This is a genomic window from Lysinibacillus sp. OF-1 (assembly GCF_028356935.1).
Classification (GTDB): domain Bacteria; phylum Bacillota; class Bacilli; order Bacillales_A; family Planococcaceae; genus Lysinibacillus; species Lysinibacillus fusiformis_D.
On record NZ_CP102798.1, the window covers coordinates 3,904,815 to 3,918,013 of the forward strand.

Here is a 13,199-nt window from a genome sequence, read left to right on the forward strand (position 1 = left end):
AGGAGCATCTGACAAATCAGATGCTCCTTTTTCCTTCTCTATTTCACTTTAAATTGGCTAATTTCAGCTTGTAAGTCATTTGACATCGTTTGAAGGACATTTGCCGCGCTCGCAATTTCCTCATTAGAAGTACTTTGTTGCTCTATGGATAAAGCAATATGCTGCATACCTGAAGATGTGCCATTCGCCATACCTACAATTTCTTTTACAGCAGAATCTGTTTGGCTTGCCTTCTCATTAACGCGCCATACGATATCCGTAACTTCCGTTGTACGTTGGCTAATCTGTTGTACATATTCCACAATATTTTTAAAGGCATCACCTGTCTGTTCAACAGCCTCTCGTCCTTCATCTACATATTGTGTGCCACTATTAATAGCGAAAACAGCACCGGAAGTTTGGTTTAATATATCATCCACTAGTGTTCGAATATTGTCAGCAGCTTTCCCAGATTCCTCTGCCAACTTTCTAACTTCATCCGCAACAACCGCGAAGCCTTTTCCAGCCTCTCCTGCTCGAGCCGCCTCAATAGATGCATTCAATGCAAGCAGGTTTGTTTGATCGGTAATGCTTGTAATTAACGAGACAATCGTACTAATTTCCTTTGATTTTTCACCTAAAGCATTCACAACTTCTGTTGATTGGTGAACAGAATCATTAATCGTATTCATTTTATCAATCGTTTGCTCAATTAGCTGTAAACCTAAATCAGCCTTTTGATTTGTTTCATTCGCTATATCTGCAACAGCCTGTACAGCAGAAGATGCATGGTCCATATCTTTGGAAATTAGATTAGCGGATTCAGATAAAAGGTCCATTTGCTTCAATTGTCCTTCCGCACTGGAAACAATATCTCCAATAGCATCAGAAATGGTTTCAACCGTGTGACTACTTTGCTCTGTAATCGTTGTAAATTCCTTTGTATAAGTCGAGACATCCGCAGATGCTTTATTCGTCTTTTCAATAACCGTGCCAATTTGCTCTAACATATGATTAAATTCAGTGGATAATTGTCCAATTTCATCTTTGAAACGGTCGTCAATGCGTACCGTTAAATCACCATCAGCCGCCTGTGTCATAGCCTTTAATACACGCTTTACACGTTTTAGGACGATATATCTCGTACATAACGAAATAATGACTGTACCAATAAATAACGAAATAAACGTATTAATGGCAACACCTGCACTGCCGTTTAAATGTACTACTTTTTCAAATTGATGACTAACAAATTCTGAGATATGCGAGCTAATAAACAAACTTATACCTATAGCTAGTATCATTTTGAAAATTAAACTTTTCCAAAACTTAATTTCCCGTGAAAAAAGTCCCTCTGTTTCCATTGCTCTTCCCCATTCCTATCATTTCTCTCTTTATTCTAAAATAAATACTAGCATTGGTACAATAGTTAGGTACTAAAATTACACATATGCATATTTAGACTTATCGAAATCAGTATAGGTTAGTTAATAAGCAACATCAATTATCAATTTCTCAACAGGTTAGGGGCTTAATCATATTACTTTTTAAATAGAAGGCTTATAGAATGAACGATTATCAAGTGGGAAAAGCCGCTCAGTAAATTCACCTGGTGTCGTTTTCCCTAATGCTCTTGTTAGCATGTTCATCTTCGCGTCTATATTATCAATATAATGTAAGATTTCCGCTTCTTGAAGCATCGGTTTTTTCGGACTCCCCCACTCTTCTTTCCCATGGTGAGACAATACCATATGCTGCAACAGCATGACTTCTTCGCCTTCAATTTCTAGCTCACTTGCAATTTTGGCAATTTCATTCACCATAATGGTAATGTGACCTAATAAATTGCCCTCCACTGTATACATCGTGGCAACAGGCCCAGACAACTCCACAACCTTGCCAATATCATGCAAAATAATGCCTGCATATAACAGGTCACGATTAAGTGTTGGATATAAATCAGCAATGGCTTTTCCTAGTTTGAGCATGGACACCATATGATCTAATAAACCAGACGCATAGTCATGATGGTTTTTAGTTGCTGCCGGAAAAACTAAGATGGCATCATAATGTTTTTTAATAGCCGCTCTTGTAATACGTGAGATATTTGGATTTTTAATATCAAAGAAAAATTGTGTCAATTCTTCATACAATTGTTCTTTTGGTGTTGCAGAGGATGGTACTAAATCATCGATCGCAATACCTTCCTCTGGCTTGGCAACACGAATAGATTTGATACGCAATTGATTCTTTCCTCTATAGTCGTGAATCTCTCCACCTACACGTACAATGGCCTCAGCATGATACATTTTTTCATGATCCTCATTTGTATCCCAGAGCTTTGCCTCAATATCTCCACTTTTATCTTGTAGTAATAGCGACATAAATGGCTTTCCAACGGTTGTAACACCTTTTGTCGCTTGTTTTATTAATAAAAATTGATCAACTGCTTCTCCAACTTGGAGCGTCGTAATCCCTTTCATGTTGACGCCACTCCCCTTTCATTTGCTAATGCTCCTATATCGACAATTTGCTCTTTCTGCCAATGTTTGAGCATTGTATCATGACAAGTAAAATATAAAATTTGACGTTCATATCCTACTTCTTTCATTAATTGTACCATTTTGTTTGTACGGTTTCGATCAAAATGGACAAATGGATCGTCCATAATAATTGGAAATGGAGCAGTGCTCACTAGTGTTTTTGCAAGGGCCAGACGTAATGCAATATAGGCTTGTTCTTTGGTAGCCTGAGATAATTCAGCCATTTGATAACGTAATCCTGCTACATCTTGTGCAACAAAATAACCTTCATCATGAATCGAAAGTTTATCGTATCTTCCCCCTGTTAGTAAACGGAAAATCGCATTCACCTCCACAAGGACATGAGGTAATTTTTCTTCACGTAGGCGGAATAATGTTTCGTGAATGGCTGTCGCAACAGCTTTTTTAGTTGCCCATTGCTCAATCAGCTGCTGCAATTCTGCTTTCTCCTGCTCAAACTGTTGTAGCAATTGCCCATACTTTTCATCATTTAATAGCTGATCTTTTTCAATGAGCAAAGCAGCACGTTGCGCAAGACATTGGTCGATCGCTAGCTGCGTTGAATTTTGCTCTTGTTCTAAAGCATGTATATCCTCGTTAACAGTATCCTCCACTAGACTCTCTCGCTGTGGAAGATTGAGTGAGGCGAGTTGAGCCTGAACCGTTTGTAACTCTGTCATGATGTTTTTTTGCTGCTCAAATTGCTCATACATTTCATAATAAGCCTGCTCGTTTGGAACTTGTGCTTCATTCAATAGCTCAGCCATTTCAGTTGTATAACGGTCCAGTTTTGATTGCCCACCATCCATTTTTATCTTCAGGCCAGCTAGCTGTTCTTTTGTTTGCTGTACTTGCTGTTGATGTTGTTGTGCTTCAAGGTAGGCTGTCCGTAAATACATATATATTTCCTGTTCATCATAGGCTCCCTCTAAAACCTGTTGAAGCTGTTTATAAATATGCTGCTTTTCTTTTTGAACTTCTTGCATAAGGCTTAGGGTACTATTTTTTTTAGCTGCTAGCTCTTGCACACTCCGAATACGCATAAATAATTCGGGCATTAACGTTCTGGCGATTGTTCCCTGTAATCGATAACGTTTTAAAAAATGCTGGAGTGTGTGAGTGGCTTCTTCACTCTCTATCTCAGCCTGTTGAATTTTATATTCAAGAGAAGCGTATTGCTGCTCCTTCTCCTTTTGCTGTTCATTGACGTGTACCCAACGATCTTCATATCTTTGCTTCTTTAATAGCACCGCTTGTACCGTCATTTCCTCCTGCTCTAACTCTCGAAGAAGGGAACTATGCTCTTTACTAGTAGGCTCATCCGCTTGTTTAACATATCGGATAAATAACAGAGTCAGCAATGATAAAACAGCTCCGATAATGGTCGCAACTATGTTTTTTTCAAATACACCATAAATCAATGACAATAAACCGATTAGCAGTACAAGCCAGCTAAAATAATGAGGTTGCTTTTGTTTACTACGTTGCGATTTGGCCGCACGTAATTGCTCAAGCTTACGCTTTTGTTGGGGCCACTGTGCTAAAATATGTTCTTCTTCATTTGTTAATGACTCTTGCATGAGCCGTTGCTTTTGTTTGGCAATTGTCTCTAATTCTAGATGGACTTGCTCTAGTGAGCGTAGATGAAACTTTAGCTCGTCCTCTGCCTCCTCCAATTTACTTAATTGAAGCTGAAATTGTTGTTCCTGCTGGAGTGAAACCGTTTCTTCGAGAAGATTCTCCTGTGCCTCTGTCTCGAGTACGCCTAATAAACGAAACTGTGCTTTTATTTCTTGCTCAAACATAAAGAGATCATCATGTAAATTTTGCTCCTTCACCATCAGCTGATGCCACGTTGCCTCTTTTTGCATAAGACGAGCCATTTCATTGACTGTATGCTCATCCGCTATGGTAAGTACTTGATTTTGTAATGTTTGATATTGCTCCTTTAATTGCATTAGCTGCTGGCTTTCGTGTAATAGACGATCCTTTAATTGCTCATAGCGTCTTATACCTTCTGGCGGAAACTGTACATGTTGATAATTGACCAGTGTCTGCTGTAAAATCTGTTGCTGTTTGAGGAGAGGTAGTGCCTGCTTTTGAATCGTTAACTGCTGCCATTGTTGTTGCAGCAGTTTTTGCGTACTATAAAGCTTTTCTAGATTATGCTCAAGTAGTTGTAATTGCTTTAATTTGTCCTCAAATGTTAGAATCTTTCCCTGCTCCTGTTTAATCGTACGCTCAAGCTGCTTTAATTGCTCAACCTTTTGATTAATTACGGGTACTTTACCTGTTTTTTTAAACAGCTCATTTGCCTCTTTCTCCATCTTCTTTTCAAGAGCTGATAAATGTTGAACCCCTGTTGTGCCAGAGGCTAGTAGCAAATGGGTTAGCTCCTCCTCTGACATTTTTTCAATGCCCTGTAGCTCATGCAATGAAAATGAAAAAATGGATTCAAAGGACGTTCTAGAATACCCATATAAAAGCTTAGTTAATAGTTCCTCGTGTCCCGTTGTTCCATCCTCTAGATAAACAGAAACATCGCCCGCTGCCTTTCCTTTCACACGTTCAATAGTGCACTGGCCATAAATAGGATGCACGAGTGTGAGCTGACCACCATATTTCGTCGAAACTTTTGGTTCATATTTGCGCTGTGTCTGCTGCCGTATGGGGAAACCAAAGAGCATTTGTAGTATAAACTGCTGAATCGTCGTCTTTCCTGCTTCATTTAATCCATAAAAAATAGTGATACCCTCATTTAAGGAAATGGTGATGTTTTCATGCTTACCAAAGCCATATATTTGGATTTTTTGTATAGTCAGCATGTGATCACGCCCTTTGAATTTCTTCTGCCAATAATGCCTGTGCATTTTGCGTTAAGTTTTCAATATCCTTGTCACTTAGTGGCTCTATCAGCCTTGCACCACCAGCATATTGGTATAAATCTTTTAGAATATCTTTCCATTCATTACTGTCCCACTGCTCCATTAAGCTGACAACGGATTGAGTTGCTGCTGTCTGCTCATAAAGACTTGCTGTCTTCTGCAATACCAACTTTTGTACCCAACACATCGGCTCAATGCCTTCCTCCGTCTCTCGCACAGTATCTAACCATGCATCTACAGTTGCGTGTTCAAATAAAGCTTCCGTTTGTTCATCAATGTTTTGCAGGTGAAGCTCAACTACTGATGCCCCGTACTTCGTCCTATTCGTTGTGATCGCTTCCGAACATCTTTTTAGTAATTCATTGGCATGTACAACATTCGTACAATCCACTTCTATCGTGTTATAAACGACAGTAGATGTAGGGATAAAATCTAGCTCATTCGATGTTTGGGATAACGTCACGTCATAAAAGCCTTTCAGTCCTTGTTCTTTACGATGTCGACTTTGAATATTGCCTGGATAAACAATGGGAGGGTTTTGATGTAAAAGCTGTCGTTTATGAATATGTCCCAAAGCCCAATAATGATAGTTCTTTTCTATCAACTGATGCTTAGTGAAGGGGGCGTAAACATCATGGGTCGTGTTGCCTGCCTCACTGCCGTGTAGCATACCAATATGAATGGCATGCTGATCCTGTGCAATTGGATAACTTTCAATAACTGATTCCTTTAAATGGCGTTCATGATAGCTGAAACCATATATATTTACTTGCTGGCCTCGGATTTTTAATTGAACCACGGTCGTTTCCGCTGGTAGTTCATAGACATTGCTTGGCAAAGCAAAGCGTGTCCAAGTGCCATTTAAATGATCGTGGTTACCATAGCTCACAATCACAGGGATGTTGTGTTGGAAGAGCTTTTCCATTGCATCCTGAAATCTTCGTTGTGCTTGCAAGCTACGATTTTCACCATCATAAATATCTCCAACAATTAATATAAAATCAGGTTTCTCTTGAATTGCTTTATGGATAATTTTATCGAATGCTTCAAAAGTACTCGACCTAATGTTCTTTAAAATGTGCTCAGGTAATCCAAATAAACCTTTAAATGGACTATCTAAATGTAAATCTGCCAAATGAAAAAAACGAATTGCTGTCATCCAATCACCTCAAATAGTAGATAATTATCGCCTCTGTACCGTAATATGTTCACTAAACAAAACCGAATATTTGTTCTATTTTATCATAGTTCACGTTTTATGAAAAATAGTATTACATAAAAAACAACATTGCCTTACTTTTTCCACAATTTTCGTAATTTATCAAAAAATTCACTAGTTTTACCGTGAAGTTTATAAATCTTCTATGTATAATAGAAATATATTTAAGTAAAAGGGTGGGGTTTGTATGGAGAATTATCGTTTTACAGCTTTTGAAAAAACAGGGGAAACATTATTTGATGAAACTTGGACATTTGAAAATGATGAGGCTGCTAAACTAAACGGACAACAACAAATTGAGGAAAAAGGTGTTGCCGACAAAACTCATCGTCTTGTAAACGCTTCGGGTAAATTAATTTTATTCCATGTTTAGTGGCTAAAAGGCACGTAGTCAATGTTGCTACGCGCCTTTTATGATTGTTATTTTCCTACAAAGACAGGCATTCTTTTCTCTACAAATGCATGAATGCCTTCTAGATGATCTGTTGTTTTACGCATAGCGGATTGCCCCTCTGCTTCTAAAGCTAGGATATTTTCTAGCTGAGGCAAATTTTGAGCATGTAGAATTTTTTTCGTTGTAATCATGGAAGAAATAGGTGACGCAAGCATTTTACCAACAAGCTGATCTGCCATGGCAAATACAGTACCCTCTGGTGCAATAAAGTCAATAAGCCCTTCATCTAATGCTTCTTTTGCTGTTAATACCTTCCCCTCCCAAATCATCTGTTTCGCTTTAACAGTCCCCACACGTTCCTTCATGAAGAAATGACCGCCTCCATCTGGGATTAGTCCTATTCCAATGAAATTCATAGCTAGCTTACTATTTTCACAAGCCACAACTATATCTGCCCCAAGTGTTAGACTAAACCCTAGACCTGCCGATGCACCATGAACAGCCGCAATCACAATCATTGGTAACTGATAATACGCTTTCACAATACGTGAAAGATAGACCATTGCCTCATCAATATTTAATGGTTTATTTTCATCTAACATAGCCTTGATATCGCCACCCGCAGAAAAGACTTTTCCTTCTCCACGAATAACAAGCACCTGTATATTTTGTTCCTGTTGGAGAGCCTCAAAGCATTCTGCGAGTTCTCGCATCATAACATCATCCATAGCATTCATCGCCTGCGGACGATTCAATGTTAACGTTGCACGACGTTCTAATTTTTCTAAAGTAATCGTTGAAAATTCCATCTCTATTACCCCCAAATATGAATAGTCATTCACTATGTACTATTCGTGTTTTTTTAGAAAACTCCTTCTACTCTAAGCAAAATTGCTCTTGTTATGCTATATTAAAGGACGAATATTGAGTTAAAGGTGGTAACGTATTTTGATACAGAAGGACTATCGTGTATTACTTTATTATAAATATATTACAATTGAAGACCCTGTAGCATTTGCAGAAGAACATTTAGCATTATGTAAAGAAATTGGACTTCTTGGACGTATTTTAGTAGGCTCTGAAGGCATTAATGGCACCGTTTCTGGTACCGTTGAGCAAACAGATGCTTATAGGAATCATATGAAGGCAGATGCTCGTTTTAGTGATATTATGTGGAAAATCGATGAGGTGGAAGGACATACCTTTAAGAAAATGCATGTACGTCCTCGTCAGGAAATTGTCCATTTAGGTTTGGAGCATGATATTAATCCTTTGGAAATCACAGGCGATTATTTATCGCCTAAAGAATTTATGGAACAAATGCAAGAAGAGAACACTGTGATTATCGACGCCCGAAATGACTATGAATATGATATTGGTCATTTCAAAGGTGCTGTACGACCTGATATTGAAACCTTCCGTGACCTTCCAGCTTGGATGGAAGCACATAAAGAAGATTTTGCAGATAAAAAGATTTTAACTTACTGCACAGGTGGTATTCGCTGTGAAAAATTCTCTGGTTGGCTAAAACGTGAAGGCTATGGTAAAAGTGTTGGTCAATTACACGGTGGTATTGCAACCTATGCAAAAGATCCTGAAGTAAAGGGCCAGCTATGGGATGGTCAGATGTTTGTTTTTGACCGTCGTCGAAGTGTACCGATTAATCAGGTTGAGCATGTCATCGTTGGGAAGGATTACTTCACAGGTGAACCTTCTGAACGTTATACAAACTGTGCAAACCCTGAATGTCATAAATTAATGTTATGTGAGGAAAAACACGAAGCATTTTATATGCGTAGCTGTTCAGATGATTGCCGCCGTGCAGAACGCAATTTCTTTGTCGAAGAGAATGGTTGGACGAAGGAGCAGGTTGAGGAGCAAATTGCTAAGATTGCAGAGATTCAAAACGCAAATCGTTAATACTTGGTGAGATAGGGTTTAGCCGTGTGCGTAAATGGTCTAAACCTTAAAATAGTAAGCCATCTACTAGCCCATCCAAAAAGAGCATCGTCCTGATGAACGATGCTCTTTTTCTTATTATTCCTGCGCTAAATAGCGCCCAACCTGCCGTCCACTAAATAAACAGCCTCCGACAAATGTCCCTTCTAAAGCACGATAGCCATGAACACCCCCGCCACCGAAGCCACTTACTTCACCAGCAGCAAATAAACCTGGTATAGGTTGACCATCCATACCCAACACCGCACCATTTAAATTTGTTTGTAAGCCACCCAAGGTTTTCCTAGTTAGAATGTTTAAACGTACGGCAATTAATGGCCAATTTTTAGTATCTAGAATTTTATGTGGTTTGGCAACACGCACTAATTTATCTCCAATATAATGCCTTGCCCCATGAATAGCGTTAACCTGTAAATCCTTCGTAAACTTATTGTCCATTTCTCGATCCCTTGCCAAGATTTGCTCTTTCACTTTCATGAAATCCAGTAGCTCATTCCCTGCTAGTTTATTCATGCCTTCTACTAGTTCTTTTAAATCATGTGCAATCACAAAATCTTCGCCATGATTTTTAAAAGCTTGGATAGGGGCTGGTGGACCTGGCATTATACGCTTAAGCACATCACTAATGCTTTTGTTTGTTAAATCTGGGTTTTGTTCTGAACCAGATAGTGCAAATTCCTTCTCAATAATTTTTTCCGTTAAAATAAACCAAGAGTAATCATAACCTGTTTTTTGAATTGCCTCTAACGTACTGAGCGTATCAAAGCCTGGGAAGTTGGGTGCATGGAATCGATTACCTTCTGCATCAAACCATAAGGAGGAAGGCCCTGGTAAAATACGAATGCCATGGTTGGGCCAAATTGGATCCCAATTTCTTAATCCCTCTGTGTAATGCCACATGCGATCACGGTTTACAATACGTCCTCCAGCATGTTCTGTGATTTCTAGCATTCTCCCATCAACGTAAGCTGGCACACCACATACCATATTTTTAGGAGGAGTCCCAAGTCGTGCAGGCCAATTTTTTCTTACTAAATCAAAATTAGCCCCAATACCGCCACTTGCTACAATCACGGCATCGGCTTCGTAGGAAAATTCGCCAATCCCCAATCTCGAACTTTTTTCACCTCGATTAATAAAGGTTTCTGCTAGCACTGTTCCACTGATTCCTGTAATTGTTCCATCATGTTGTATAAATTCATCCACACGATGTCTTGGTCTAAAATCGATAAATCCATCTTTCATAGCTTGCTTTACTTTATTTACAAATGGCTTTACTATGCCAGGACCAGTTCCCCATACAATATGAAATCTTGGTACAGAATTGCCATGTCCTCCCGCTAAAGAGCCTCCCCGTTCTGCCCATCCAACCACAGGGAAAAATTTGATACCTTTTGACTTTAACCAGTCATATTTTTCACCTGCAGCAAAATCAACATAGGCTCTGGCCCATTTATAAGCCCACGAATCCTCATCTTCTAAACGATCAAAGCCTGCAGTTCCTTGCCAATCTTGCCACGCCAGTTCTTTACTATCTTTAATTCCAAGCCTTCGCTGCTCTGGAGAATTTACTAAAAATATCCCACCAAAAGACCAATATGCCTGTCCCCCTATTGAATTTTCAGGCTCTTGATCTACTAAAAGAACTTTTTTCTTTGCATCGATTAACTCACAAGCAGCAACTAAACCCGCAAGTCCAGCACCAACTATTGCAACATCGTACTGCATTTTTACACCCCCAAATCAAATCATCCTTAACTAACATTCTTCTCTCACAGCCTGTTTACCTTCTAAAATCTAATTTTTTGTCTAAAATGTGACAAGCGAAAATGTTCGCTTTCTCACACTAAAATCATCAAGGAATAGCATAAATCATCTAATTTATCCCATTTAATTACCATATAATTTTTTAACCGTAAACTACATGGAACACTGATACTATCGCACTTTTCAAATATCGTTAACGCTTTCATTGTATCCTCCAAAAAGACGAATATTAAACACCAACAAAACAAACAATGTTCGTTTTTAGTTATTATTCAGACTTTTGAAGTCTATATTTTTTAAGTTTTTCAGAAATATCGTTGACAAAGGTGAACAATAGGGATTATGATGTTAACAAATTTAATCACACAAAATATAACGACGGAGACATACTAGTCACAAGAAAATCCAAAGAGAGCTGATGGTTGGTGTAAATCAGTGATTTCTACGATAATAGTTCCACTCCAGAATAGATAAGCCGAACAACTTAACAGTAAGCTTATCCGTCCCATGCGCGTTACGCATATAGCTAAGACTGCCAGAATAAATTTTCCAGCAGTGATTAAGGGTGGTACCGCGAACCAATGTTTATTCAGCCTTTCGCCCCTTACAACACAATAACTGTGTCTGTAAGGCGTGGAAGGCTTTTTATATTGTTTTCGATTTAGAAAGGAGATCGTTTGCATGCTGTAAGATGTTCGAATTTTACAAATTTCAGACTGTCGTAGATAAATCCACAACCCATATTTATTAAAAAGGAGCTAATTATAATGACTACTGCAACAAAAAACATTAACGTATTTATCGCTGATCCACTAAGTGAGGATGGTATTTTCCCATTACGTCAGGAGCAAGATTTAGATTTAAACATTATTGTAGACACTGGTCTTGCACCAGAACAATTAATCGCTAAAATTGCAGATGTGGATGTATTACTTGTTCGTTCTCAAACAACTGTGACACGTGAAGTGATCGAAGCAGCTAAAAACTTAAAATTAATTGGTCGTGCTGGTGTGGGTGTCGATAATATTGACCTTGCTGCTGCTACTGAACATGGCATTATCGTTGTCAACGCACCAGATGGTAACACAAACTCAGCTGCTGAGCATACAATCGCAATGATGACTTCACTTGCCCGTCATATTCCACAAGCTTTTAATACATTAAAAAATGGAAAATGGGATCGCAAATCTTATGTTGGTGTTGAGCTAAAAAATAAAACGTTGGGTGTTGTAGGCTTTGGACGAATCGGTGTTGAAGTAGCTTATCGTGCCAAAGGTCAACGTATGAATGTTATGGCATATGATCCTTTCCTAACAGATGAACGTGCAAAAGAATTAGGTGTAACAAAAGCAACAGTTGAAGAAATTTGCGAAGTAGCAGATTTCATTACAGTTCATACACCACTTCTTCCTGAAACACGTAATCTTATTAATAAAGAAAAATTTGCGATGATGAAAGATGGCGTGCGTATCATTAACTGTGCACGTGGTGGAATTATCAATGAAGATGATTTATATGATGCAATCGTAGCAGGAAAAGTAGCTGGTGCTGCCCTAGATGTATTTGTTTCTGAACCAGCAACAGATCATAAGCTACTGACATTACCACAGGTAATCGCAACGCCTCACTTAGGTGCATCGACAATTGAAGCACAAGAATCTGTTGCGGTTGATGTATCAAATGACATCATTAAATTTTATAAAACAGGTACCGTAACAAACCCTGTAAACATGCCATCTATTCCGAAAGAGCTTCTTGCACAAGTTGAGCCTTTCTTTGAATTAGCTGAAAAGCTTGGTTCATTCCTATCACAATTAACAACAGAGCCTGTAAAAGAAATCAACCTATCTTATGCTGGTGAAGTAGCAAACTATGATGTACGTCCATTAACTTCAAATGCACTAAAAGGCTTATTAGCAAAAAATCATGGTAATCATGTAAATGATGTCAATGCCCGTTACTTATCTGAACGTATCGGCATGAAAATTAATGAGCACAAAACAACAACTGCTAAAGGCTTTACAAGCTTAATTACAATTGAAATTATTACTGCTAATGAAACGCATACAGTAGCTGGTACATTATTAAACGGTTTAGGTGCACGTATCGTAAAAGTAGAAGACTATGTTGTGGACGTCATTCCACAAGGTCACCTTCTTTACATTAAAAATACGGACAAACCAGGTGCAATTGGCCGTGTAGCAACAAAGCTTGCAGAAAAAGAAATCAATATCGCAACAATGCAAGTTGGCCGTGCACAGGTTGGTGGTACAGCGGTTATGATGCTAACGGTTGATAATGTTGTAACTGAAGAAGATTTAGTTTTTGTAGCACAGCTTGAAAACATTGATGAGGTAAAAGCCATTAACCTATAATTAATCATAACAAAAAGCAGAGAGTCTCTACTCTCTGCTTTTTATTTTGGTAAAATGATACTTTTCTAAGGTTTCTTC

The 13,199-nt window shown here is 38.5% G+C and carries 9 protein-coding genes; 3 read left to right on the forward strand and 6 right to left on the reverse strand.

Annotated elements, in window-relative coordinates:
* Window positions 1-38 precede the first annotated feature (38 nt).
* From NV349_RS19120 to NV349_RS19135, 4 genes are all read right to left on the reverse strand, one after another.
* Window positions 39-1,343 carry a methyl-accepting chemotaxis protein gene (locus NV349_RS19120; protein WP_058843257.1) on the reverse strand — a complete coding sequence of 435 codons (1,305 nt, stop codon included), beginning with the start codon at window positions 1,341-1,343 and terminating at the stop codon, window positions 39-41.
* 183 nt (window positions 1,344-1,526) lie between these two features.
* Complete coding sequence (gene yhaM, locus NV349_RS19125; protein WP_271910929.1) at window positions 1,527-2,462, reverse strand: 3'-5' exoribonuclease YhaM; 936 nt, start codon at window positions 2,460-2,462, stop codon at window positions 1,527-1,529.
* The gene (locus NV349_RS19130) at window positions 2,459-5,347 is read right to left on the reverse strand and encodes an ATP-binding protein (RefSeq protein ID WP_271910931.1); all 2,889 of its coding nucleotides are present in this window, start codon (window positions 5,345-5,347) and stop codon (window positions 2,459-2,461) included. The genes yhaM and NV349_RS19130 overlap by 4 nt, the downstream gene beginning before the upstream one ends.
* Before the next feature lie 4 nt (window positions 5,348-5,351).
* Window positions 5,352-6,566, reverse strand: a complete 1,215-nt coding sequence (locus NV349_RS19135; protein ID WP_271910933.1) for a metallophosphoesterase family protein — start codon at window positions 6,564-6,566, stop codon at window positions 5,352-5,354.
* A 247-nt stretch (window positions 6,567-6,813) separates the two neighbouring features.
* On the opposite strand from NV349_RS19135, the gene NV349_RS19140 reads away from it, so the two are divergent.
* On the forward strand, window positions 6,814-6,999 hold the full coding sequence (locus NV349_RS19140) for a YhzD family protein (RefSeq protein WP_036075853.1): 186 nt from the start codon (window positions 6,814-6,816) through the stop codon (window positions 6,997-6,999).
* Window positions 7,000-7,046: 47 nt separating this feature from the next.
* Here NV349_RS19140 and NV349_RS19145 read toward each other — a convergent pair whose 3' ends face one another.
* On the reverse strand, window positions 7,047-7,829 hold the full coding sequence (locus tag NV349_RS19145) for an enoyl-CoA hydratase (RefSeq protein ID WP_036118062.1): 783 nt from the start codon (window positions 7,827-7,829) through the stop codon (window positions 7,047-7,049).
* A gap of 139 nt (window positions 7,830-7,968) precedes the next feature.
* Between NV349_RS19145 and trhO the strand changes: the two genes are divergently transcribed.
* Window positions 7,969-8,940 carry an oxygen-dependent tRNA uridine(34) hydroxylase TrhO gene (gene trhO / locus NV349_RS19150; RefSeq protein WP_058843253.1) on the forward strand — a complete coding sequence of 324 codons (972 nt, stop codon included), beginning with the start codon at window positions 7,969-7,971 and terminating at the stop codon, window positions 8,938-8,940.
* Window positions 8,941-9,057: 117 nt separating this feature from the next.
* On the opposite strand, the gene NV349_RS19155 is transcribed toward trhO, so the two are convergent.
* Entirely contained in the window at window positions 9,058-10,707 is a 1,650-nt protein-coding gene (locus NV349_RS19155) for an FAD-binding dehydrogenase (RefSeq protein ID WP_036118069.1), read from the reverse strand.
* Window positions 10,708-11,513: 806 nt separating this feature from the next.
* On the opposite strand from NV349_RS19155, the gene serA reads away from it, so the two are divergent.
* Window positions 11,514-13,121 (forward strand): phosphoglycerate dehydrogenase, encoded by a 1,608-nt coding sequence (gene serA, locus NV349_RS19160; protein WP_271910935.1) that lies wholly within the window; start codon window positions 11,514-11,516, stop codon window positions 13,119-13,121.
* Window positions 13,122-13,199 lie beyond the last annotated feature (78 nt).